The following is a 24,376-nucleotide window of genomic DNA, read 5'->3' as shown; positions in this document are numbered from 1 at the left end:
GGCTGCCGGCGAGCCGCCTTGGAATTTCGGGGCTCGCCAGAAACAACAAAGGGGCCCGAAAGGGCCCCTTTGTCGTGGTGGTCAGTGCTGGAGAGTCACCGACTTCAAGCCGCTGTGGGCGATGGATCGGACTTCACTGCTGGAGTGCCGCCGCCCGAGTTGTTGTCGCCACCCGATGGAGGAACGCGGGGCGTCCAGTCCTTGGGTGGGCGCGGCGGCTTGCCGGCCATGATGTCGTTGAGCTGCTCCGCATCGATGGTTTCCCATTCGAGCATGGCCTTGGCCATGGCGTGCATCTTGTCCGAGTTTTCCTCGATCAGGCGGCGCGCCAGATGGTATTGCTCGTCGATGATGCGACGCACTTCAGTGTCCACCTTCTGCATCGTCTCTTCCGAAATGCTGGTGGTCTTGGTCACCGAGCGGCCCAGGAACACTTCGCCTTCGTTTTCGGCGTAGACCATCGGACCCAGCGCTTCGGTCATACCGTAACGCATCACCATGTCGCGGGCGATCTGGGTGGCACGCTCGAAGTCGTTGCTCGCGCCGGTGGTCATCTGGTTCATGAACACTTCTTCGGCGATACGACCACCGAACAGCATCGCGATCTGGTTGAGCATGAATTCCTTGTCGTAGGAATACCGGTCCTGCTCGGGCAAGCTCATCGTCACGCCCAGCGCACGACCGCGCGGGATGATGGTGACCTTGTGCACCGGATCGCACTTGGGCAGCAGCTTGCCGATCAAGGCATGGCCCGCTTCGTGGTATGCCGTGTTGCGACGCTCTTCTTCGGGCATGACCATGGACTTGCGCTCGGGGCCCATGATGATCTTGTCCTTGGCCTTTTCGAAGTCCTGCATCTCGACGGTGCGCGCATTGCGACGCGCAGCCATCAGGGCGGCCTCATTGCAGAGGTTGGCCAGATCGGCGCCGGACATGCCGGGCGTGCCACGGGCGATCACGCCCGGATTCACGTCCTGACCCACGGGGATCTTGCGCATGTGCACGTTGAGGATCTGCTCGCGGCCACGGATATCGGGCAGCGTCACGTACACCTGACGGTCGAAACGACCGGGGCGCAGCAGCGCGGCGTCCAGAATGTCGGGGCGGTTGGTCGCAGCCACGACGATCACGCCGAGGTTGGTCTCGAAGCCGTCCATCTCGACCAGCATCTGGTTCAGCGTCTGTTCGCGCTCGTCATTGCCGCCGCCGAGGCCTGCGCCACGCTGACGACCGACCGCATCGATTTCGTCGATGAAGATGATGCAGGGCGCGTTCTTCTTGGCGTTCTCGAACATGTCGCGCACGCGGGCAGCGCCCACGCCGACGAACATTTCAACGAAGTCGGAACCCGAGATCGAGAAGAACGGCACCTTGGCTTCGCCGGCGATCGACTTGGCCAGCAGCGTCTTGCCGGTGCCAGGAGGGCCGACCAGCAGCAGGCCGCGAGGAATGCGACCGCCGAGCTTCTGGAACTTGTTGGGGTCCTTCAGGAAGTCGACGACTTCCTTGACCTCTTCCTTGGCCTCGTCGCAACCGGCCACGTCCGCGAACGTGACCGTGTTGTTGTTCTCGTCGAGCATGCGGGCCTTGGACTTGCCGAAGCTGAACGCCCCGCCCTTGCCGCCGCCCTGCATCTGACGCATGAAGTAGACCCACACGCCGATCAGCAGCAGCATCGGGCCCCAGCTCACGAGCAGGGTCATCAGCAGCGAACCTTCTTCGCGTGGCTTCACGTCGAACTTGACGTTGTTGTTGATGAGGTCGCCCACCAGACCACGGTCCAGATAGGTGGCGGTCGTGCGGATCTTGCGATCGTCGCTGGTCACGGCCACCACTTCAGTGCCGCCAGGGCTTTCCTGAATAGTGGCTGTCTTGATGCGGCCATCACGGACCTGCGTGAGGAAGTCCGAATAGCCGACCGTGCCAGCGCCAGCGCCAGCACGGGTGTCAAACTGTTTGAACACCGTAAACAGCACCATGGCGATCACGAGCCATACGGCGACTTTTGAAAACCACTGATTGTTCAAGCGGAGCTCCAGATTCTAAAAATATTGAACAACTGTGTCCTATGCCGGTCACAAGATTGCTCTAGCGCATTTGGGGAACATTTTAGACTTTTCAACCGCGTTTCCCTTCCGATTTACCCCAGCGAAAGCCATGGTCACCCTTATGAAGGGGTATTCCAGAGGTGTGACAAGTCATTTCACGCCTTTTTCAGGGCTTTTTCAAGCCGATGCCCACGAGGAAGGTCTCGGACGACTTGTCGCGTGACGCCTTGGGCTTGATCGGCTTGACCACCTTGAACGTGTCCCGGAACAGCTGCACCAGTTGCGTGTAGCCACTGCCGTTGAACAGCTTGACCACCAGCGCACCCTCGGGCTTCAGATGATGCACTGCAAAATCCACCGCCAGCTCGATCAGGTGCGAAATGCGGGCCGCATCCGTGGACTCTATGCCCGACAGGTTGGGCGCCATGTCGGACACCACCACATCCACGGGGCGGCCACCCACGGCTTCCTGAAGCTGCTCGAGCACGGACTCCTCGCGGAAATCGCCCTGAATGTACTGCACACCCTCGATGGGCTCCATCGGCAGCAGGTCGAGTCCGATGATCACGCCGTTGAGCTCGCCCACCGCAGCACCCGAGGGCGACATGCGACGACGCAAGTACTGGCTCCACGCGCCCGGCGTGCAGCCCAGGTCGACCACGATGTGGCCGGGGCGGATCAGGTTGAACTGCTCGTCGATTTCCTTGAGCTTGTAGGCCGCGCGGGCCCGGTAGCCATCCTTCTGGGCCTGACGGACGTAGGGGTCATGGATGTGCTCGTTGAGCCATGCCTTGTTGACCTTCTTGCTTTTGGTTTGAACTTTCATATCTATCCCTGCCCCGTCAAGGAAGCTCCAGGCGGCAGCCGCTGCAATGCGCCGGTGACGGGAAAACCCATCGATTGGGCCTGTCCGCGCATACAGAATCCTTCAATAAAAAGGCAAACCGCGCTCTCATTGAGATAATACGGGTTATGCCTCAAATTCAACTCACTCCAACACAGCGCCGGGAACACCGCGCCGATGCCCATCACCTCGACCCCGTGGTCATGATCGGTGGCGACGGCCTGACACCCGGCGTGCAAAAGGAGATCGACGCAGCGCTCAACGCGCACGGCCTGATCAAGGTCCGCGTCTTCGGCGATGACCGCGCTGCCCGTGAAGAAATGTACCAGCAACTGGCCGACACCTTGAACGCTGCGCCTATTCAGCACATCGGCAAGCTGCTGGTGCTGTGGCGCCCGATCCCCGAAAAGGAAAAGGCCCATGACGACGACCGCATGCCCGGTCCTCGCGACGTCAAGGTGCTCAAGTTCAGCAAGCGCGGAGGCCAGAAGCCCGAAGTCAAGCAGATCCGCGTGCTCGGCAACCAGCGCCTGACGGCCGGTGGCCAGATCAAGCGCGCCAAGCCGAAGATGAAGTCGGTGAAAAAGGGCCACAACGACTGATCCGCCCCAAGGACCAGATCGCAGATCGCTTTTTTTCCGCACGACAATCGCCGACATGAGCACACACACCGCGCAAGCCGCGCAGCAGCGCCACATCATCTGCATGAAGTGGGGCACGAAGTACGGCCCGGAGTACGTCAACCGGCTCTACGCCATGGTGCGACGTCACCTCACGGGTGATTTCAAGTTCGTCTGCCTGACCGACGACACCAGGGGCCTGCGTCCCGAAGTGGAATCCCACCCGATTCCTGACATCAACTTCAACCTCGCGCCCGGCGAGCCCGACCGCGCCTGGAAGAAGCTGACCACGTTCGAGGCTGATCTCTACGGCCTGCGCGGCACGGCGCTGTTTCTCGACATCGACATCGTGATCGTCGGCAGTCTTGATGACTTCTTCACCCAGCCCGGCCAGTTCCTGATCATCAAGGACTACCCACGCTTCTGGCGCAACAACGCCAAGCGCATCGTCGGAAACTCGTCGGTCTACCGCTTTGAGCTCGGCGCGCATGCCGACGTGCTGGCCTACTTCCGCAAGAACTCGCAGGCGATCCGCGCCCAGTACCGCAATGAGCAGGAGTACCTGTCGCACGTTCTCAACAAGCAGGGAAAGCTGTCGTACTGGCCCGCCTCATGGTGCCCGAGTTTCAAGTACGCCTGCATTCCCACCTGGCCGACCAACTACTGGAAGGAGCCGGTCCCGCCCAAGGATGCACGCATCGTGATCTTCCACGGCGAGTGCAATCCGCACGACGCGCTCGCAGGCCGCCGCAACAAGCCGCTGCGGCACATCCAGCCCACCACCTGGGTGGCCAAGGCCTGGGAACAGGTCGAGTAAGCCACCCGCCCCGAATCGCCGACAACAGCAAAACAACAAAGGCGCTGCCTCCAACGAGGTCAGCGCCTTTTTCATGAATGAGCGAACAATCGGTCCGTCAGGACGAAGTCGAGCGCCTCGCGAGCTTCCACAGCAGCACGGTCGCGCAGACCCACTGCAGCAGATACATGACGGTGCCGACGCTGTGCCACAGCTTGAGGTTCTGACGCGCGACGATGCGCGGCGACACGCCGTACTGCACCAGCAGCGCGAGCAGCATGCCGCCGATGATCAGCATCAGCCCGCTCTGCGCCCAGTCCTCGATTCGTTCCGCATGCCGACGCTTGCTGAGAATCAGCAGCGAGAGGCAGCAGCCCACCGAAACCCAGGTCTGCGCCGCGAACAGCTTGGCAGCCATGTTGCCCGCCACCGTAGGGTTGCCCAGGTTGGCGAACAGCATGGGCACGACCATGAAGCCGATGATCGAAAGACTGCCCCACCACAGGGCAGTCGCCATGACCGGCAGACGTTCGTGAATGGTCGACATCTGCGCGGGCCCGATCAGATGTAGCGGACCGCCACCACTTCGTAGCGACGCTCGCCGCCCGGGGCCATCACCACGGCGGTGTCGCCCTCTTCCTTGCCGATCAGCGCACGCGCGATCGGGCTGGAGACGTTGATCAGGCCGTGCTTCAGATCGGCCTCGTCCTCGCCCACGATCTGGTAGGTGACCGCATCGCCGCTGTCCTCGTCTTCCAGATCGACGGTGGCGCCGAACACCACCTTGCCGCCAGCGTCGAGCTGGGTTGGATCGATGATCTGCGCGGCGGAGAGCTTGCCCTCCACTTCGATGATGCGGCCTTCGATGAAGCCCTGACGATCCTTGGCCGCTTCGTATTCGGCGTTTTCGCTCAGGTCACCCTGCGCACGCGCCTCCGCGATGGCTTGCACCACGGCTGGACGCTCGACGGACTTGAGCTGCTTGAGCTCCGTCTTCAATTTTTCCGCACCGCGCTTGGTGATTGGAATAGTGGCCATTCCTCTGACTCCGTATCTCTGTTCATATGACGCAGCTTGGGCGCCGGTTGACTCTGGCGCGCTTCGAACACAGCAACTGCATCCCCCCGGCGCCCCAAAAGCAAACCGCCGCGCGTTGCCGTGCGGCGGTCATTCATTGATGGGAACATTATGCCGGTTTTGTCCCGGCTGTCAGCCCCCAAAAACCCGCCGTCCGGTCAGGACAGCGGTTGCACTCAAGCGGTCAGCTGTGCATGCAGTTCCTGAACGGAATACACATCCAGGTTGTTCATCGACTTCATGCCTTCCACAGCCGCTTCCGCGCCGAAGATGGTGGTGAAGGTCGTCACGCGCGCCAGCAGTGCGCTGGTGCGGATGGCGCGCGAATCGGCGATCGCGTTGCGACGCTCTTCCACAGTGTTGATGACCATGGCGATCTCGTTGTTCTTGAGCATGTCCACGATGTGCGGACGGCCTTCCGTGACCTTGTTCACGGTTTGAACTTCGATGCCCGCCTCGGCAATCGCCGCAGCCGTGCCGCGCGTGGCGCAGAGCGTGAAGCCCATGGCGGCCAGTTCCCTGGCGATGGCGACGGCACGCGGCTTGTCGGCGTTCTTCACGGTCAGGAAGACCTTGCCTTCAGTCGGCAGCTTGGTGCCCGCGCCGAGCTGGCTCTTGACGAACGCTTCGCCAAAGGTCTTGCCCACGCCCATCACTTCGCCGGTGGACTTCATCTCGGGGCCGAGAATCGTGTCCACGCCGGGGAACTTCACGAACGGGAACACGGCTTCCTTCACGCTGAAGTAAGGCGGCGTCACTTCCTTGGTCACACCCTGCTCGGCCAGCGTATCGCCGACCATGCAACGTGCGGCCACCTTGGCAAGCTGAATGCCCGTTGCCTTGGAGACGAACGGCACGGTGCGCGAAGCACGCGGGTTCACTTCCAGCACGTAGATCACGTCCTTGCCGTCACGCTCCTGAATCGCGAACTGCACGTTCATCAGGCCGACCACGTTCAGGCCATGGGCCATTTCAGCGGTCTGACGCTTGATCTCGGCGACCGTCGCGGCGCTCAGGTAGTACGGAGGCAGCGAACATGCCGAGTCACCGGAGTGCACGCCGGCCTGCTCGATGTGCTCCATCACGCCGCCGATGAACACGGCGCCGGTGCTGTCGCGCACGCAGTCCACGTCGCATTCGATGGCGTTCGACAGGAAGTGGTCCAGCAGCACGGGCGAGTCGTTGCTCACCTTGACCGCTTCGCGCATGTAGCGCTCGAGGTCACGTTGCTCGTGCACGATTTCCATCGCACGGCCACCCAGCACGTAGGAAGGGCGCACCACCAGCGGATAGCCGATGGCCGTCGCGTGCTCGAGCGCCTGCGCTTCGGTACGGGCCGTGGCGTTTGGCGGCTGCAGCAGCTTGAGGTCGTTGAGCAGCTTCTGGAAGCGCTCGCGGTCTTCGGCTGCATCGATGGAATCCGGCGATGTGCCGACGATCGGCACGCCTTCCTTTTCCAGACCCAGCGCCAGCTTCAGCGGCGTCTGACCGCCGTACTGGACGATCACGCCGGCGGGCTTTTCCACCGCCACGATTTCCAGCACGTCTTCAAGCGTCAGCGGCTCGAAGTACAGGCGGTCGGACGTGTCGTAGTCGGTCGAGACAGTCTCGGGATTGCAGTTGACCATGATGGTTTCGTAACCATCTTCACGCATCGCCATGGCGGCATGCACGCAGCAGTAGTCGAACTCGATGCCTTGACCGATGCGGTTCGGGCCACCGCCCAGCACCATGATCTTTTTCTTGTCGGTGGGCGCCGCTTCGCACTCTTCGTCATACGTCGAGTACATGTAGGCCGTGTTCGACGCGAACTCCGCCGCGCAGGTGTCCACGCGCTTGTAGACCGGACGCACCTTCAGGGCGTGACGCGCATCGCGCACCGCCTTGTCGGTGGTGTGCAGCAGCTTGGCCAGACGACGGTCCGCAAAACCCTTCTGCTTGAGAGTGCGCATGGTGCCCGCATCGATGGCGGCCAATGCCTTGTCGCCCTTTTCTTCAAACAGCTTGTCGAGGTCGAGTTCGATCTTCACGATCTCTTCGATCTGCACCAGGAACCACTTGTCGATCTTGGTGATGTTGTGCACTTCGTCGAGCGTCCAGCCCGCAGCGAAGGCATCGCCCACGTACCAGATGCGGTCGGGACCGGGCTCGCCCAGTTCCTTCTCCAGAATTTCGCGGTCCTGGGTCTTCTCGTTCATGCCGTCCACGCCCACTTCCAGACCGCGCAGGGCCTTCTGGAAGGATTCCTGGAAGGTACGGCCGATGGCCATCACTTCACCCACGGACTTCATCTGCGTGGTCAGGCGGTTGTCGGCAGCCGGGAATTTCTCGAACGCGAAACGAGGAATCTTGGTGACCACGTAGTCGATCGATGGTTCGAACGATGCCGGCGTCTTGCCGCCGGTGATTTCGTTCTTGAGCTCGTCGAGCGTGAAGCCCACGGCCAGCTTGGCGGCGATCTTGGCGATCGGGAAACCCGTGGCCTTCGACGCCAGAGCGGACGAACGCGACACGCGCGGGTTCATCTCGATGACGATCATGCGGCCGTCCTTCGGATTCACCGAGAACTGCACGTTGGAGCCGCCCGTGTCCACACCGATCTCACGCAGCACTGCCAGCGAGGCGTTGCGCATGATCTGGTATTCCTTGTCGGTCAGCGTCTGGGCGGGAGCCACGGTGATCGAGTCACCGGTGTGCACGCCCATCGGGTCCAGATTCTCGATCGAGCAGATGATGATGCAGTTGTCCGCCTTGTCGCGGACCACTTCCATCTCGTACTCCTTCCAGCCGAGCAGCGATTCTTCGATCAGCAGCTCATTGGTCGGCGAGGCTTCCAGACCGCGCTTGCAGATGGTCTCGAACTCTTCCGAGTTGTAGGCGATGCCGCCGCCCGTGCCGCCGAGCGTGAAGCTGGGGCGGATCACGGTCGGAAAGCCCACCTGCTTCTGCACAGCCCAGGCTTCGTCCATCGAGTGGGCGATGCCCGAGCGTGCCGATCCCAGACCGATGCGGGTCATCGCATCCTTGAACTTCAGACGGTCTTCCGCCTTGTCGATGGCTTCGGGCGTCGCGCCGATCAGCTCCACCTTGTACTTGTGCAGCACGCCGTTGCGCCACAGGTCGAGCGCGCAGTTCAGCGCGGTCTGACCACCCATGGTCGGCAGGATCGCGTCGGGACGCTCCTTGGCGATGATCTTCTCGACCGTCTGCCAAGTGATGGGCTCGATGTAGGTAACGTCGGCGGTGGCCGGGTCCGTCATGATCGTGGCGGGGTTGCTGTTGATCAGAACGACCTTGTAGCCCTCTTCGCGCAGCGCCTTGCAGGCCTGCACGCCGGAGTAGTCGAACTCGCAGGCCTGGCCGATGACGATGGGGCCGGCGCCGATGATCAGGATGGTCTTCAGGTCTGTGCGCTTTGGCATTATTTGTTCTCCTTGGCCTTGGCCATCAATGCCGTGAAGCGGTCAAACAGGTATCCGATGTCGTGCGGGCCGGGCGAAGCCTCAGGGTGACCCTGGAAGCAGAACGCCGGCTTGTCCTTGTGCTCGAGGCCTTGCAGCGTGCCGTCGAACAGGCTGATGTGCGTGGCGCGCAGGTTCGCAGGCAGCGAGTCCAGCTCCACCGCAAAGCCGTGGTTCTGGCTCGTGATGCTCACGCGGCCGTTGTCCAGGTCCTTCACGGGATGGTTCGCGCCGTGGTGGCTGTTGTCCATCTTGAAGGTCTTGGCACCGGCGGCCAGCGCCATGATCTGGTGACCGAGGCAAATGCCGAAAGTCGGCTTGCCCGATTCCACGATTTCCTTGACGGCGGCAATCGCGTAGTCGCAAGGCGCTGGATCGCCAGGGCCGTTCGAGAGGAACACGCCATCGGGATTCATCGCCAGCACTTCGGCTGCCGAGGTCTTGGCAGGCACGACGGTGAGCTTGCAGCCACGTTCAGCCAGCATGCGCAGGATGTTGAACTTCACGCCGAAGTCATACGCCACCACATTGAAGCGCGGCGCGGTCTGCTTGCCGTAGCCCTGACCCAGCACCCACTCAGCCTCGTCCCACGTGTAATTCTTTTCGGTGGTGACGACCTGTGCGAGGTCCAGACCCTTCATGCTCGGAGCGGCCTTGGCGGCAGCCACGGCCGCATCGATGCGCGCCTGCGTGACTTCTTCACCGTCGGCCAGGCCGACGATGGCGCCGTTCTGCGCGCCCTTGTCGCGCAGCAGTCGGGTGAGCTTGCGGGTGTCGATGTTGGCGATCGCAACGGTGTTCTGGCGCACAAGGTATTGGGGCAGCGTCTCTTCCATGCGGAAGTTGCTGGCCAAAAGCGGCAGGTTCTTGATGATCAGACCGGCAGCATGGATCTTGTTGGCTTCGACATCCTCGGAATTGACGCCGTAGTTACCGATGTGCGGATACGTCAGAGTGACGATCTGCTGGCAGTAGCTGGGGTCGGTGAGGATTTCCTGATAGCCGGTGAGCGAGGTGTTGAACACCACTTCACCGACCGTGGTGCCGGTGGCACCGATCGAGTTGCCAATAAAGACCGTGCCGTCTGCGAGCGCCAGAATGGCGGATGGGAAGGTTCCCTTGAGAGACAAAAGCACTGGGTTCTCCGAATGGTTACGGGTCGCCCGGGAGCCTGCGGGCATGCCTGTGACATGTCCTGCTGACTGCTGCGTTGAATAAGTTGCTTTGATGCGGCCGGGCGACTGATTTCTGGAAAGCCGCTAATTATAACGCGTGGGGATTAACCCTGATAGGTAGGACGGGTGCGCAACCCGGCTCGGGCATGCTCGCCCTCGCCGGATCACGCATCCAGAACGCCGCAAGTCAATCACTCGACCGTTGCGCCCGACTCCTTGTCGAGCTTGGCATGCTTGCGGCCACCGTGGACTACGACAAGCTGCTCACCCAAAGCGACCACTCGGGCCTTGGTCGCATCGTCGACCGCTGGCTTGAAGAGAACATGGTCGAGCAGATCAACCCGCCCGTGATCACCAACAGCCTGCTGCCGCTGATCGGCCTGACCGCAGCAGGCATGGGCATCAGCTACACGCCCAAGGACTGCCTGCGTCCGCTGATCGACGCGGGACAGCTGCAGCTGCTCGCCACCATAGACCCCGGCCCGGCCGTGCCCTACGTCGCGCTCTTCAAGCCCCAACTCAAGAGTGTGTTGGTGTCGGATATCTGCCTGCTCGCACAAGAGTGTTGCGATTTTTCGGGGATGTTCACTGCATGAGACGGGTAGGAAGCGCCCCAGCTCGGGGGCGGGTAAATCAGGTCGGAAACACCTGAAAACTTATGAGTTTTCGCCTATTCTCCGGTGCAGGAAGCGACCCACAACAGACATTCGTCCATCAACCGCATAGCGGTCTGTCATACTCCGTGAACAACTAGGCCAGCAAGCCTACCGGGTTTCATGGAATTTTATGTGCAAATCGCACGAAGGAGATTCAATGAGCCCACAGTTACCTAACCCCTCATTCAGCGGGAAGCCCCACGGCGCCCGTTAATTCGAACGTTAGAGCTCATGAATCCAGTTGAGTTGCGCGAAAGAATCCTAGATGCGTTTGAAGCCGTGCGGCACCCAGAGCGAAATCAGATCGCGCCTCACATTTGCGAAGAGTGCAACGAGCTTGCTGACGATTTTTTCCCGTATAAACCAATGGACATTCCGCCCGATGTCTTTCATAGGCACGTATGGGACATGCCACTTCTGTCAGCGGAAGCCAAACGCTATTTCTTTCCCGCTTGGCTGATTTATGGTCTTGATGCCAGCGGGCCCTGGCTATGTGATGCGGCGAGCGCAGTTCTTTATGCTTTGACGAACTCGGAACATCGCTGGGATCCGATCGAGCCATACTCGCGCGAACAGTGGCTAGCGTTTCAAGATTGGCTCTCATACGCCGCAGGGATCGCCGATGATATCGATTCCGAAGCAATTGAAGCAGCAAAGGAGCGCGTCACGAATGAGCTCTAACCTTTCATTCTCGCGGACCGCCTTCGGCGGCCGCTGAATTCAAACGTTGAATGTCAGCGTCTTGATTCCATCAGCGACGGCTTCTGGCCGAAAGCCGCAGTAGACAGCAAGCAACCCGAGTCATCGAAGTCCCAAGCTGCCTCGACAAGTCGAAACTGCACATCGAGGGTATGAAATGCCCGCTCCGAAGCCTCGCCGGAGGGCGTGGGCGTCCCCGCCCCGTGCCTCGGCATCTGCGCCACCAGCGAGGAGCGCACGCCGAACACCACGTCGCTTTCGAGATACTGGTCGCCCTCGCGAAAGATGTGGGTGACGAGGGTTCGGTAGCCCGGCGCTTCGATCATGAAGTGGACGTGCGCGGGGCGCCAGGGGTGGCGGCCCGAGGCGCGCAGGATGTCGCCCACCGGGCCGTCGGTGGGCACGGGGTAGGCGACGGGCAGGATGGAGCGGAAATGGATGCGCCCTTGCCCATCGGTGCGGAAGTTGCCGCGCGCCTGCATCTCCTGATCGGGGCGCTGCACGTCGTAGAAGCCATCGCTGTCGGCCTGCCAGGTGTGGACCAGCGCGTTGGCGATGGGCTGGCCGTTCAGGTCACTCACCGTGGCGATGACGTAGAGCGGCTCGCCCTGCGCGCCGTTGGCGATGTCGTCGCCGTGCGCGTAGCTTGGCGCGCCGTCCACGTAGAACGGGCCGAACACGGTGGCCTCGGTGGCTTGAGGCGGGAACTTGTTGTTCTGCGCGACGGCGAGCATCGAGAGGCCGAGCACGTCGCTCAGCAGAATGAATTCCTGACGCTTGTCGTCACACTTCTGGCCGGTGGCGGTGAGAAAGCCGATGGCCGCCATCAGTTCGGACTCGGTCAGCTCGACCTTGCGGGCGTAGTCGTGCAGACTCTGCACCAGTTCGGTCAGCAAGTACTTCAGGCGCGGCTGGGTGCAGTCGGCAAAGCGCGCGATGACCTCGGGGGTGATGCTCAGGTGGTCGATATTCTTCATGGGTTCATCTCCTGGTGGATGCGATGTCGAGCTTCAGCTGCCGCGCCGTGGGGAACAGGGACCAGCCCCAGCGCTGCTGCGCGTAGCCCCACAGACCTTGCTTGAACTGGATGGTCACGGCAATGGCGAGCAACCCGAGTCCCATGAGATACCAGCTGCCGTAGTCCGCAAAGCACTTGTTGAGCGCCCAGAACAGCAGCGCGCCGATGATCGGGCCTTCGATGCGGCCGAGCCCACCGATCATCACCATGAAGATGGCAAAGGCCGTCCAGTTCACGCTGAACGCCGCGTTCGGGCTGATGCGCAGGTTGCCGACGAAATACAGCGCCCCTGCCAGTCCCGCGCCAAAGGCCGCGACGATGTAGACCGCGAGCTTCATGCGCCCCACGTCGATGCCCTGCGACTTGGCCGCCACTTCGTTGTCGCGGATCGCGAGCAGCGCAAGGCCGCGCTTGCTGCGCAGAAACAGATAGACCAGCACGACCACCAGCACCACGCAGGCCAGCGCCATCCAGTAGGTGGTCGATTCACGGGTGAACTTGCTGATGCCGCGCAGCGCCGTGAGCGTGGTGCCCGAGCCGCCGCCGACGGCGGAGATGTTGGAAAAGCTCAGGCGGAACACCTCGGCGATCACCCAGGTGCCGATGGCGAAGTAGCCGCCCTGCAATCGGAACGCAAGGCGCGAGACGGGAATCGCGATGATCGCCGATGCCAGCGCGCCGAGCACGATGCCGACGAAGGGATTCACGCCCCAGAAGTTGCCGAGCATGAGCATCACGTAGCCGCCGAAGCCGAAGAACGCCTGCTGGCCGATGGACACCATGCCGCCGTAGCCGGCCAGCAGGTTCCACATCATCGCGAAGATGAAGTAGCAGGCGATCTCGACGAACTCGCGCATCCAGCTCGATTCGCCCCAGAACGGCAGACTGGCCGCGACGATCACCAGCGCCGCTGCGATCACGGCGAAGCTCTGGCTCGCGCGCGTCTGGCGCTGCACGCTGAACGCCGGAGGTGCGGAAGTGCTTGCATGCATGGCTCACTCCTTCCGTTCAATCAAGCTGCAGCTTGAGTTGTTGCGCGACCTCGCCCCAGCGCTGATTTTCTCGACGTATGCGCCGCGCCGCTTCTTCGGGACTGTTGGCCAGCGGCTCCAGATCCAGGGTCGCCATGCGCTCGCGCACCGTCGCCGACGCCATGGCCTTGGCCACTTCGGTCTGCAGGCGATTCACGATGGCGACGGGCGTGCCGCGCGGCATGGCCATCATCTCGGCGAACTCGGCCGCATAGCCCGAAACGCCCGACTCCGCGACGGTCGGCACCGACGGCTGGCTGCTCAGGCGGCGCGAGCCGGAGACCGCGATGGGCACGAGCTTGTTGTCCTTGATCATCGGACTCACCACGGGCGATGCCAGAAAGCCGCAGGGCACGGCGCCGCCCAGCACATCCTGCATCGCGGGACTCGGGCCGCGATAAGGCACATGCTGCATGGTCACACCGGTGCGCGCGAGCAGCATCTCCATCGCCATGTGGCCGGGCACGCCCGCGCCGCCCGATGCATAGCTCATCGGCGCCTTTTTGGCGTTGGCCAGCAGATCGTCCAGCTTGCGCACGCCGACGGACGGATTGCACACCAGCTCCTGACTGAAGGCAGCAAGCTGCGTGACCGGCACGAAGTCCTCCATCGGCTTGAAGGTCAGCTTCTTGTACAGGTGCGGATTGATGGTCAGCATCGTGTCGGGCCCGAGCAGCACCGAGTGCTGATCCGCCGCACGCAGCACTTCCTGCATGCCGATGTTGCCCCCTGCTCCGGGCTTGTTTTCAACGATCACCGGCTTGCCGAGCGCCTGCTGCAGCTGCGGCTGGATCACGCGGGCGATGATGTCCCCGGGCGCGCCCGCAGGAAAGGCCACGATCAGCCGCAACGGCTTCGTGGGCCAGTCCGCATCCGCCGCGCATGCACCAGCGGCCAGCATCGCCGCCGCGCAACCCACCGTCCACATACGAATCGAGCTTTTCATTTGTTTGTCTCCTTCATTTCCGTGTTGAATGTCCAAACCCCTGCCGTCACCAGGCGCCGATGAGAATCCCCGCCTCGACCTCGCGCCGGTTCCACGCGGCAATCGCCTTCGGGTCCATCGTCGGGAAGCGCCGCCGCTCCCGCAGCCAGCCAAACATGCGCTCCAGCATCTGCTCGCGCACGGCTGCGAATCGCGGGTCGCGTCCGAGATCGTTCAACTCCAGCGGATCGGTCTCGAGGTCGAACAGCATCGGCGGCAGGTCTTCGACATGGACGAACTTCCAGCGCTTGTCGCACAGCATCGTCATGTGGCATCGCTCGACGGGCTGACCCAGCGGCAATCGAACGGCGTCGCGGAACGCGTAGCTGTTCTCGCAGACCACGAACTGCTTCCCTTTGGCGGTGCCCGGCGCGCGCAGCATCGGCAACAGCGACTGCCCTTCGAGCCACTGCGTCGGCGGCTCGATGCCCAGCGCCTCGAGGATCGTCGGCACGATATCGATGCACTCCACCAGTTCGCCGCTGACGCCGCCGCGCCCCGCGTCGGCCTGCGCGCGCGGATCGCAGAGGATCAGCGGCACGCGCACGATGGGTTCGTGGAAAAGCTCCTTCTCGCCCAGCCAATGGTCACCCAGATAGTCACCGTGGTCACTGGTGAAAATGATCAGCGTGTCCTTGTCCAGCCCCTGCTCCTCCATGAAGGCGAAAAGGCGTCCCAGCTGATCGTCGACCTGCTTGACCAGCCCCATGTAGGTGGGGATGACGGTGTCGCGCACCTCGTCCCGGGAAAAGCTCTGGCTGGCGGTGTCGCGCCGAAAGCCCTCGATGACCGGATGCGCCTGCTCGCGCTCGGCCTCCGAGCGCGCGGCGGGAATGACGTCCTGCGGACCGTACATCGCGTGATAAGGCGCTGGCGCCACATAAGGCCAGTGCGGCTTGATGTAGGAGAGATGAAGCACCCACGGCTGATCGCCCGCCTCGCGCATGAAGTCGATCGCCCGGTCCGTGGTGTAGGGGGTTTCGCTGTGCGCTTCCTTGATGGCGGCCGGAGCGCCGGCCCAGCGCATCTGCCAGCCGCTCAGCACCTCGCCTCCGGACCCGCGACCCGAGTTCGCGAAATCGTGCCACGGGTTGTCCGAGACATAGCCGCGCTCGCGCAGCCAGTCGCAATACGCATTGCCGCTGACCTTGAAGCCCGGCGGCCAAATGCCGTCGTCACGGGCATAGGGCTCGAAGCCGCCCTGCATCGCCAGCATTCCGGCACCCTGAGTGACATCCATCCCCAGCCTGCGCGCACCCTCGGTATCGGCCTCGACATGGGTCTTGCCCACCAGCGCGCAGCGCACGCCCTGCGAACGCACGTGGTCGCCCAATGTCATTTGCCCCACGGACAGCGGCACGAAGTTCCACATCGCGCCGTGGCTGCTGACATAGCGCCCGGTGTAGGTGGACATGCGCGACGCGCCGCACACCGCGCCTTGCACGTAAGCCCGGTCAAAGCGCACGCCCCGTTTGGCCAGCCCATCGATGTGCGGCGTGTGCAGCTTCGGATGGCCGTAGCACGACAGATAGTCGGCACGCAGCTGATCGCACATGATGAAGAGCACGTTGCGCAGGGGCTGCGCGTCGCGTGGTATCTGTTTCATGGTGAGCCTCCTGATTTATCCTGTCCTGGTTCATCGTGTCTTGGGGAACAGCCCCTGCGGCCGAACGGCGAGCACCAGCAGGAACATCAGATGCCCTGCCCAGATGCCCCAGCCCGGGTCGATGCGAAAGCCGATCTGCTGCACGATGCCCAGAAGCATCGCTCCGGCGAGCGTGCCCCAGAAGCTGCCCATGCCGCCGATGATCACGGCCTCGAACGCGAAGAGCAGCAGCAGTGGTCCGTCGGTGGGAGCGACCGTGGTGCGCATGCTCTGCAGGCCACCGGCCAGCGCGACGAGCACGAAGGCCAGCGCGGTGGCAAGCGAGTAGACGGTGCGCGCGTTCAGGCCCATGAGCTCGGCGATCTCGCGGTCGTCCGAGACGGCGCGGAACGAGCGACCGAGATCGGTGGCGCGGAACATCCATTGCAGCCCCGCCGTGCAACCCACGGCAAGCGCGAGGATCAAAAGGGGCAGCACGCCTATGCTCATGTCCGCACCGAGCGTGAACGATTCGGTGGCGAACGCGCCGGTGTCCACCGAGCGCGGATCGGCAGAGAACACCTGCAGCAGCAGGTTCTGGATGAACACCGACATGCCGAAGGTGACCACGAGCGAGGGCAGCGGGTCCTTGCCGAGCACGCCGTTGAGCACGTTCCGCTGGAGCGCGTAACCGAGCAGCCAGGCCAGCGGCAACGTGGCCACGAGCGCCAGCCACGCCGGCAGGCCGAGGCTTGCGAACGACAGCACGGCATAGGCCGCGAGCACCATGAAGTCGCCGTGCGCGGTGTTGGTGAGCCGCATGACGCCGAACATCAGCGACAGCCCCAATGCGAACAGGCCGTAGAGACCGCCGAGCAGCACGCCGCTGATGATCATGTCCATGATGGCAACTCCGTGAAAGATGTGAACGAGGAAGGGGCTCGCATGTTCAGACTCCGAAATACGCCTGGCCGATGGCCTCGCGGGAGAGTTCGGACGATGCGCCCGAGAGCGACACGCGCCCTTCCTGCAGGCAGTACAGGCGCTGCGAGACCTTCTGCGCCATCGAGATGTCCTGCTCGACGATCACCACCGACATGCCTTCGGCGGTGATCGCGGGCATGGCGTCGTAGATCTCGCGGATGACCACGGGCGCAAGGCCCAGCGAGATCTCGTCGCACAGCAGCAGATCGGGGTTGCTCATCAGCGCGCGGCCGATCGCCACCATCTGCTGCTGGCCACCCGACAGCGACGCGGGCGAAATGCTGCGCTTTTCCTTGAGGACGGGAAACAGCCCGTAGACGCGCTGCAGGTTCCACGGGCCCTGGCGCTTGGCCTGCGCGCCCATGAGCAGGTTCTCCTCGATGGTGAGCGAGGGGAACAGGCGACGGCCTTCGGGCACCATCGCGATGCCGTCCTTGACGATGCGCGAGGGATGCGCGCCGCCGATGGACTGGCCCTTCCAGCGGACACTGTCGGGCGTGGCGGCGACAAGGCCCGTGAGGCACTTGAGCAGCGTGGACTTGCCCGCGCCGTTGGCGCCGATCACGGCGACCAGTTCGGAGGGACGCAGTTCGATGTCGACGCCGAACAGCGCCTGCGCGTCGCCGTAGAAGGCCTTGAGCGCGTGGGTGGACAGCGTGGAGGATGCCGATGACCGGGATGATGTGGACTGCATGATCGTCAGGCCTCCATGCCCATGTAGACGCGCTTGACGTCGGGGTCGTTCATCACCGCATGCGGCTCGCCCTCCGCAAGTTGCTTGCCGAAATTGATCACGAAAAGCCGGTCGGCCACGGCCAGCAGCGCGTGCACCACATGCTCGATCCAGATCATCGTCACGCCGCTGGCCTTGATGCGCTTGAGCTCATCGACGAGCTGCGCGGCCTCGTGCTCCGTCAGTCCACCCGCGATCTCGTCGAGCAGCAGCAGGTCGGGCCGCGTGGCGAGCGCGCGGGCCAGCTCCAGCCGCTTGCGGTTGAGCAGCGTGAGCGATCCGGCAGGGCTGTTCGCGTACTTGAGCAGACCGGTCTGCTCGAGCACGGCGACCGCGGTGTCCCACGCGTCCTGCTCCTTCTGCTCGCCACCGAACGCGGCGGCGGTCACCAGGTTTTCGAACACGCTCATGTTGCCGAAGGGCTGCGGCACCTGGTAGCTGCGGCCGATGCCGAGATGGCAGCGGCGGAACGCGGGCACGCGGGTGATCTCCTTGCCCTCGTACAGAATGCGCCCCGCATCGGGCAGAACGTCGCCCGAGATGAGGTTGAACAGCGTGGTCTTTCCTGCGCCGTTGGGGCCGAGAATGCCGAGCAGCTCGCCCTTTTTCACGCTGACGCTGATGTCGTCGGTGACCTTCAGCGCGCCGTAGGATTTGCTGACCGATTCCAGTGCAAGCAAGCTCATGTGTGGCCCCTGTGCGGTGTGCGGTTTGGTGCGGTTGGAGGTGATCGTTCAGAACGGAACGACGGCCTTCACCCAGAACGCCTTGCCGTCGGCGCGGTTGCGCACGCTGGTTTCCATCTGGTATTTGGCGGTGACGAACCAGCCCTTGCCGCTGTCGTACTTGATGTTCGGTCCGATGGCGAACGCCCTGCCCTTGTTGTTGGCCACGGTGCTGCCGTGCAGCTTGTCGTTGCTGACCTGCTGGTAGAGATAGCCGCCCATGCCCGCCACGAAGCCGTTGCCGAAACCCCAGCCCACCGAGTAGTCGGCGATGAACTCCTGGCCCGAGCGGTAGTCGGTGTCGGAGTTCTTGAAATTGAAGGTGTACATGCCCTTCAGGTCGGCGTTCAGGCCGCTTCTGTCCATGTAGCTGAACCCGGCCACCGGCTGCACGGCCCAGTAGTTGCGGCCGATGTTGGCGATGTTCTTCTTGTCGTAGTCGCCGGTGGGCGCATAGATGTCGAGCGCCAGCAGCGTATGCATCTTGTCGCTCAGGTGCCAGCCCAGCGCCGGGCCGAAGGTGATGTCGCCGATACCGGTCTTGTGCTGCGAGATGCCGGGCGCGGGCGTCACCTTCAGGTCGACCAGCGGCACGATGGCGTGGAACGCGAGCGATGCGCCCGCCACCGTCTCCTTCGTCACCCACACGACGCGCGGCGCGATCACGTTGGCGCGCACCTTGAAGCCGTCGGGCGTGACCGTGTTGCCGTTGTTGTCACGCACGCGATCGGCGCTGTAGACCTGCCCGAACGCCATGCCGTAGAGGCCCGGCGGCGGCAGTGCGCAGCAGGCGTAGTTCTCGACGCCGACGGGGTAGATGCTGCCGCCGCCCTCGGTGGCCTGCGCCGCGCCGCAGACCAGCAGCGCGCAGGCTGCCGCCACGGCGGACAGGGCCACTGGTCTCGCTGCCGATGTGAGTGTTGTCATGAAGGTCTCCTTGGGTGTCTCTCTGTGTTGATGCGCGTGACGGGGGTGGATCACTGCAGCAGCGACATGGCGCCACCCGTGGGAATGTTCGTGGCCGAGCCGTTGTTGACGATCACCAGATCGACCTTGCGCTGCTGGCCCTTGACCCACTGGCCGAACACCAGCGGCGTCTTGCTCACGTTCTTCATCGGACCCTGACCGCCCCACTTCACCGGGCCGACGACCGAGTTGATCGACGTGGCCGCGACGGCATCGCGCACATCGGCGGGCTTGAGCGACTTGCTGCGAGAGAGTGCGTTCGACGCCACCTCGAACAGCGCATGCGCAAAGCCGATGGGCTGGGTCCACTGCTTTTTGGTTCCGGCTTCGTAGCTGTCCGCCAGCGCCTTGGCCGATTGCTTGGTCAGCGACGAGGTGAACGGATGCGATGGCGACCACCAGACCTCGGTGGTCAGGCCAATGCCCAGATCACCGAGCGCTTCGATGGCGCTTGGAAACAGCAGCGCCTTGCCCAGCGTGATGACCTTGGGCTTGAAGCCCTGCTGGCGTGCCTGCGTGAGAAAGGTCTTGGCATCGGGCGGAATCACCACGCCGGTGACGATCTCGACACCGTCGCGCTTGAACGCGGAAATCTGCGCCGAGAAATCCTGCGTGCCGCTCTGGAACCGGCCCGGATCGGTGAGCGGGAAACCCATGGTCTGCAGCGGTTTGGGAAAGCCCAGATTCTTGTCGCCCCAGGCGTTGCCGTCACCGTCATTCGGAAACAGGCCGCCGACCTTCTTGTTGGTGGCGAGTCCCTTCCAGCCATTGGTGTAGGCGCCGATCACGTCCTCGAGGCCCCAGAACAGGTGGTAGGTCCAGTCAAAGCCCTTCTTGGGATCGCCGTTGCGCCCGAAGAACCACGGCTGCCACGGCACGACGCTCGAAATGCACGGCACCTCGTTGAGCTCGCAGGCATCGCTGACCGGATTGGCCGTCTCGGGCGTACCGGCGGTGAGCACCAGCGCCACCTTGTCCTTGAGGATCAGGTCGTTGGCCACTTCGCCCGCGCGGTTGGGGTTGGACTGGCTGTCCTTGAGCACGATCTCCACCGCGTGCTTGGCGCCGTTGACGGTGATGCCGTCCTTGAACGCTGCCTTCATCTGCTCGATCACCCATTTGTCCGCCTCGCCAAAGGGTGCGAGCGGGCCGGTCTGCGGCGACACGTAGCCGATCTTGAGGGTCTGCGCCGCACGCAGAAGCGGCGTGGCCGATGCGGCGGCGAGCGCCACCAGACCTTGCGAAAAATGCCGACGTTGGAGGTTCGTGCTCATGTGGGTCTCCTGATGGTTTTTGAACGCTGTCGATGAGAGATGGATCAACCTGGCCGGCGGCCTTCAAACGCGTTCTCCAGCAGCGCGTCGATGGCGTTCGCTTCGAGCGGGCGAGGATTCGGGTACTGGCTCTGCAGGGCGAGATCGCGGGCACGGCCCAGGTCGGCGCGCTGCATGCCGATGTCCTTGAGCGCGGTCGGTGCGCCGTTGGCGGCGGCCAGATCGAACACGGCCTGCGCGGCGGCGAGCGGACGGTTCGCCTCCGCCTCGCTCACGCCCATGGCGCGGGCAATGCGCCGCATGGCGTCCGGCGCGGCCGCGCTGTTGTAGGCCAGCGCATGCGCCAGCACCACGGTGTGCACGGGGGCATGCGGCAGGTTGAAGGTGCCGCCCAGCGTGTGGCAGAGCTTGTGGTGCAGACCCATGCCCACATTGCCGAGCACCGCGCCGCACAGCCACGCGCCCTTGAGCGCGTCTTCGCGTGCGCTCAGGTTGGCGGCGTCCTGGGTGATCACCGGCACGGCGCGGGCGATGGAGCGGATGCCCTCCTCGGCCATCAGGTCCATGACCGGATTGCCATCCGCCGCATACAGACTCTCGGCAGCATGGGCGAGCGCGTTGATGGCGCTCGTGACCGACATGCCCACCGGCAGTCTCAATGTGAGCAGCGGATCGTAGATCACTGTTTTGGGCAGCACGCGCACGTCCTTGCCGGTGCGTTTGACGCCGCCTTCGGTCAATCCGAAGATCGGCGTCATTTCAGAACCGGCATAGGTCGTGGGAATCGCGATGATCGGCAGGCCGGAATCGAGCGCGATGGCCTTGCCCAGACCGATCGTCGAGCCGCCGCCCACGGCCACCGCGCAATCGGCACCGAGTTGGCGTGCCAACTCCTGCGCGGCGCGGGCGGTCTCCATCGGCACATGCATGACGGCCTTGTCGTACACCGTCACCGCCAGCTCGCCCAGCCGCGTGGCCACGTCCTCGGCGAGCGCCCGCTGCTCGGGCGTGCACAGCACCATGGCGCGTTTGGCACCGAGCTGCTGCACCTCGGCTCTCAAGGAATCGATGCTGCCCGCCGCAAAACGCACGCGCTGGGCAACGCCGTTGAAAACAAAATCGCGATCCGACATGGCTGGCTCCTTGATGTGATTTTTTGAAGAGAAGGCTCAGTCCATGCTCAACTGACGCTCGCGCACCAGCTGGGTCCACTGCTTGTTCTCCGCTTCCAGCGCCTTGGCGAACTGCTCGGGCGTGTTGCCGATGCCGCTCAGGCCCTGCTCCTGCAGACGCGCGGAGAAAGCCGGGTCCTGCACGATGGCGCGGATTTCCTTGTTCAGGCGCTCGACCACCGGCTTGGGCGTGGCGGCGGGTGCGAGCAGACCAACCCAGGAGTTCACGTCGAAGCCCGGATAGCCGCTCTCGGCCACCGTGGGCACCGAAGCGAACGCGGCCACGCGCTGCGAGCCGGTCTGCGCCACCGCGCGCAGCTTGCCGCCCTGCACATGCGGCTGTGCGAGCACGGCGGAGAGAAACATCATCTGCACTTGACCGCCAAGCAGATCCTGCATGGCCGGGCCGCCGCCCTTGTAGGGCACGTGCATGGCCTGCATGCCCGAGACCGACTTGAACAGCTCGGCCGTCAGGTGATTGCTCGAGCCCGCGCCGACGCTCGCGTAGTTCAGCGCCTTGGGATCGGCCTTGGAGAGCGCGACGAGGTCCTTGACGCTCTGGGCCTTGACCTGTGGATTGACCACGAGGATCAGCGGATTGCGTGCGATCTGCGTGACCGGCGTGAGGTCCTTCGCGGGGTTGAAGGTGAGCTTGGGATAGGTCAGCGAATAGGTGGCGTAGCTGTCGAACACCATGAGCAGCTTGTAGCCGTCGGGCGTGGCGCGAGCCACCTCCGCCGCGCCCACCGTGCCGCCCGCACCGGCACGGTTTTCCACGATCACCGGCTGGCCGAGTGCGCTCTGCAGCTTGGGCTGCAGCTGACGGGCGACGGTGTCCACGATTCCGCCGGGCGGGAATGCGACGATCAGGTGGACCGGCTTGTCGGGCCAGTTCTGCGCCATCGCGGCCGAGGCGCAGAGCATGGCGGCGCTGGCGATGCTCCACTTGAGGGCAGCGTGGCCGCGGTGGATTGTCTGTGTGCTCGTCGTCTTCATGTTGTGTCTCCTTGCATCCCCGTTGGGTTCATGGCCTTCGCGTTGTGGCGAACGCCGCCGTTCAGCGCTTGAAATGCGGAGGAATGACCGCATCCACATTCACCCAGACGCTCTTGACCTGGGTGTACTCACGCATTGCCTCGAAGCCCATTTCGCGGCCGTAGCCCGACTTGCCGACGCCGCCGAACGGCGATGCGGGATTGACGCGCTTGTAGCTGTTGATCCACACCATGCCGGCGTGCATTTCGCGGGCGAACTTGTGGGCGCGCTGCAGGTTGTTGGTCCACAGACCCGCGCCGAGGCCGTATTCCGTGCCGTTGGCGATCTGCAGGGCTTCCTCGTCGTCCTTGAAGGTGATCACCGTGACGAACGGGCCAAAGACTTCTTCCTGCGCGATGCGGTCGCGCCAGCTCTTCACGCGCACCACGGTCGGCTCCACGTAGCAGCCCGACGCGAGCGCGCCGCCCGGGGCCTTTCCGCCGCTCAGGATCTCGCCACCCTGCTCGCGCGCCACGTCCACATAGCCGAGCACGCGGTCGCGGTGCAGCGCGCTGGTGAGCGGTCCCATCTCGGTGTTCGCGTCAAGCGGATTGCCCAGACGCACGCTCTTGGCCAGCGCCACGAAGCGCTCGAGAAACTCGTCCGCGATGCGCTCGTGCAGCACCAGTCGCGAACCGGCGATGCAGGCCTGGCCCTGGTTGTGGAAGATCGCCCAGGCCGCGCCGTTGACCGCCGCGTTCAGGTTGGCGTCCTCGAACACGATGTTCGCGCCCTTGCCGCCGAGCTCGAGCTGGATCTTCTTGAGATTGCCCGCGCTGGCCTGCACGATGCGCTGGCCGGTGGCGGTGCTGCCGGTGAAGGCGATCTTGCCGATGTCCTGATGCTCGGCGATGTACTGACCCGCCACGCTGCCCAGGCCCGGCAGCACGTTGACCACGCCGTCGGGCAGACCTGCTTCGGACAGCAGCTCGGCGATGCGCAGCGAAGTCAGCGGCGTGATCTCGGCGGGCTTGAGCACCACGCAGTTGCCCGCGGCCAGCGCAGGGCCCAGCTTCCAGCTGGTGAACATCAGCGGGAAGTTCCACGGAACGACCTGCCCCACCACGCCGATGGGCTCGCGCAGCGTGTAGTTCAGAAAGCCCGCCTCGACCGGAATCTGGTCGCCCTGCAGCTTGTCGGCCATGCCGCCGAAATAGCGGAAGTTGGCGGCGGTGCGCGGCACGTCGAGGCCACGCGAGTCGCGGATGGGATGGCCGGTGTCGAGCGTCTCCAGCCAGGCCAGTTCTTCCGAATGCTTTTCAACGAGATCGGCCAGACGCAGCAACACGCGGCCACGGTCGGACGCGGCCATATGGCTCCATGCAGGGAACGCCGCCTGCGCGGCCTGCACCGCCTTGTCCACATCGGCCTTGCCGGCCATGGCCACGTTGGCGATGGGCGTGTTGTCGTGCGGGTTGAGCGTGGGCAGCGTCTCGCCCGATTCCGCATCCACGAACTGGCCGTTGATGAACAGTTGGTGGCGAATGGACTT

The 24,376-nt window shown here is 63.7% G+C and carries 22 protein-coding genes; 4 read left to right on the top strand and 18 right to left on the bottom strand.

Annotation, left to right across the window (positions count from 1 at the left end; all coding sequences use genetic code 11):
• Positions 1–104: 104 nt before the first annotated feature.
• Positions 105–2,027, bottom strand: coding sequence for an ATP-dependent zinc metalloprotease FtsH (gene ftsH / locus ISG32_RS16105; protein ID WP_194772045.1), 1,923 nt, complete (start codon positions 2,025–2,027; stop codon positions 105–107).
• 187 nt (positions 2,028–2,214) lie between these two features.
• Positions 2,215–2,874 (bottom strand): RlmE family RNA methyltransferase, encoded by a 660-nt coding sequence (locus ISG32_RS16100; RefSeq protein ID WP_194772044.1) that lies wholly within the window; start codon positions 2,872–2,874, stop codon positions 2,215–2,217.
• A 146-nt stretch (positions 2,875–3,020) separates the two neighbouring features.
• On the opposite strand from ISG32_RS16100, the gene ISG32_RS16095 reads away from it, so the two are divergent.
• Both ISG32_RS16095 and ISG32_RS16090 read left to right on the top strand, forming a co-directional pair.
• Positions 3,021–3,494, top strand: a complete 474-nt coding sequence (locus tag ISG32_RS16095) for a YhbY family RNA-binding protein (protein WP_194772043.1) — start codon at positions 3,021–3,023, stop codon at positions 3,492–3,494.
• A 55-nt stretch (positions 3,495–3,549) separates the two neighbouring features.
• The gene (locus tag ISG32_RS16090) at positions 3,550–4,329 is read left to right on the top strand and encodes a glycosyltransferase (RefSeq protein ID WP_228529868.1); all 780 of its coding nucleotides are present in this window, start codon (positions 3,550–3,552) and stop codon (positions 4,327–4,329) included.
• Between the two features lie 97 nt (positions 4,330–4,426).
• Here the strand turns inward: ISG32_RS16090 and ISG32_RS16085 are convergent, their stop codons facing one another.
• From ISG32_RS16085 to carA, 4 genes are all read right to left on the bottom strand, one after another.
• Positions 4,427–4,855 (bottom strand): DUF4149 domain-containing protein, encoded by a 429-nt coding sequence (locus tag ISG32_RS16085; RefSeq protein WP_194772042.1) that lies wholly within the window; start codon positions 4,853–4,855, stop codon positions 4,427–4,429.
• Between the two features lie 14 nt (positions 4,856–4,869).
• Positions 4,870–5,346, bottom strand: a complete 477-nt coding sequence (gene greA, locus ISG32_RS16080) for a transcription elongation factor GreA (protein WP_194772041.1) — start codon at positions 5,344–5,346, stop codon at positions 4,870–4,872.
• Positions 5,347–5,561: 215 nt separating this feature from the next.
• Positions 5,562–8,807, bottom strand: a complete 3,246-nt coding sequence (carB, locus tag ISG32_RS16075; RefSeq protein ID WP_194772040.1) for a carbamoyl-phosphate synthase large subunit — start codon at positions 8,805–8,807, stop codon at positions 5,562–5,564.
• Positions 8,807–9,982: a glutamine-hydrolyzing carbamoyl-phosphate synthase small subunit gene (carA, locus tag ISG32_RS16070; RefSeq protein WP_194772039.1), complete on the bottom strand. Its 1,176-nt coding sequence runs from the start codon at positions 9,980–9,982 to the stop codon at positions 8,807–8,809. The genes carB and carA overlap by 1 nt, the downstream gene beginning before the upstream one ends.
• A gap of 269 nt (positions 9,983–10,251) precedes the next feature.
• Between carA and ISG32_RS16065 the strand changes: the two genes are divergently transcribed.
• Together ISG32_RS16065 and ISG32_RS16060 are read left to right on the top strand one after the other, a co-directional pair.
• Positions 10,252–10,617, top strand: coding sequence for a LysR substrate-binding domain-containing protein (locus ISG32_RS16065; RefSeq protein ID WP_194772038.1), 366 nt, complete (start codon positions 10,252–10,254; stop codon positions 10,615–10,617).
• A gap of 291 nt (positions 10,618–10,908) precedes the next feature.
• Positions 10,909–11,358 (top strand): hypothetical protein, encoded by a 450-nt coding sequence (locus tag ISG32_RS16060; RefSeq protein ID WP_194772037.1) that lies wholly within the window; start codon positions 10,909–10,911, stop codon positions 11,356–11,358.
• A 53-nt stretch (positions 11,359–11,411) separates the two neighbouring features.
• Here the strand turns inward: ISG32_RS16060 and ISG32_RS16055 are convergent, their stop codons facing one another.
• From ISG32_RS16055 to ISG32_RS16000, 12 genes are all read right to left on the bottom strand, one after another.
• A complete protein-coding gene (locus ISG32_RS16055; protein WP_194772036.1) occupies positions 11,412–12,353 on the bottom strand; it encodes an intradiol ring-cleavage dioxygenase in 942 nt (313 codons plus the stop codon).
• Positions 12,354–12,357: 4 nt separating this feature from the next.
• The gene (locus tag ISG32_RS16050; protein ID WP_194772035.1) at positions 12,358–13,386 is read right to left on the bottom strand and encodes a branched-chain amino acid ABC transporter permease; all 1,029 of its coding nucleotides are present in this window, start codon (positions 13,384–13,386) and stop codon (positions 12,358–12,360) included.
• Positions 13,387–13,402: 16 nt separating this feature from the next.
• The gene (locus ISG32_RS16045) at positions 13,403–14,371 is read right to left on the bottom strand and encodes a Bug family tripartite tricarboxylate transporter substrate binding protein (protein WP_194772034.1); all 969 of its coding nucleotides are present in this window, start codon (positions 14,369–14,371) and stop codon (positions 13,403–13,405) included.
• A gap of 46 nt (positions 14,372–14,417) precedes the next feature.
• On the bottom strand, positions 14,418–16,016 hold the full coding sequence (locus ISG32_RS16040; RefSeq protein WP_194772033.1) for an alkaline phosphatase family protein: 1,599 nt from the start codon (positions 16,014–16,016) through the stop codon (positions 14,418–14,420).
• A gap of 30 nt (positions 16,017–16,046) precedes the next feature.
• On the bottom strand, positions 16,047–16,898 hold the full coding sequence (locus ISG32_RS16035; RefSeq protein WP_194772032.1) for a branched-chain amino acid ABC transporter permease: 852 nt from the start codon (positions 16,896–16,898) through the stop codon (positions 16,047–16,049).
• Positions 16,899–16,944: 46 nt separating this feature from the next.
• Entirely contained in the window at positions 16,945–17,673 is a 729-nt protein-coding gene (locus tag ISG32_RS16030) for an ABC transporter ATP-binding protein (protein ID WP_194772031.1), read from the bottom strand.
• A gap of 5 nt (positions 17,674–17,678) precedes the next feature.
• A complete protein-coding gene (locus tag ISG32_RS16025) occupies positions 17,679–18,398 on the bottom strand; it encodes an ABC transporter ATP-binding protein (protein WP_194772030.1) in 720 nt (239 codons plus the stop codon).
• A gap of 48 nt (positions 18,399–18,446) precedes the next feature.
• On the bottom strand, positions 18,447–19,364 hold the full coding sequence (locus ISG32_RS16020) for a SphA family protein (RefSeq protein ID WP_194772029.1): 918 nt from the start codon (positions 19,362–19,364) through the stop codon (positions 18,447–18,449).
• A 50-nt stretch (positions 19,365–19,414) separates the two neighbouring features.
• Positions 19,415–20,677 carry an ABC transporter substrate-binding protein gene (locus ISG32_RS16015; protein ID WP_194772028.1) on the bottom strand — a complete coding sequence of 421 codons (1,263 nt, stop codon included), beginning with the start codon at positions 20,675–20,677 and terminating at the stop codon, positions 19,415–19,417.
• A gap of 44 nt (positions 20,678–20,721) precedes the next feature.
• Positions 20,722–21,810 carry a maleylacetate reductase gene (locus ISG32_RS16010; RefSeq protein ID WP_194772027.1) on the bottom strand — a complete coding sequence of 363 codons (1,089 nt, stop codon included), beginning with the start codon at positions 21,808–21,810 and terminating at the stop codon, positions 20,722–20,724.
• A 36-nt stretch (positions 21,811–21,846) separates the two neighbouring features.
• The gene (locus tag ISG32_RS16005; protein ID WP_194772026.1) at positions 21,847–22,845 is read right to left on the bottom strand and encodes a Bug family tripartite tricarboxylate transporter substrate binding protein; all 999 of its coding nucleotides are present in this window, start codon (positions 22,843–22,845) and stop codon (positions 21,847–21,849) included.
• Positions 22,846–22,906: 61 nt separating this feature from the next.
• Complete coding sequence (locus ISG32_RS16000) at positions 22,907–24,370, bottom strand: aldehyde dehydrogenase family protein (protein ID WP_194772248.1); 1,464 nt, start codon at positions 24,368–24,370, stop codon at positions 22,907–22,909.
• Positions 24,371–24,376 lie beyond the last annotated feature (6 nt).

The sequence above is a fragment of the Diaphorobacter caeni genome, from assembly GCF_015354245.1.
GTDB classification, from domain to species: Bacteria; Pseudomonadota; Gammaproteobacteria; order Burkholderiales; family Burkholderiaceae_C; genus Diaphorobacter_A; species Diaphorobacter_A caeni.
This window is presented reverse-complemented; position numbering and strand designations above follow the sequence as displayed.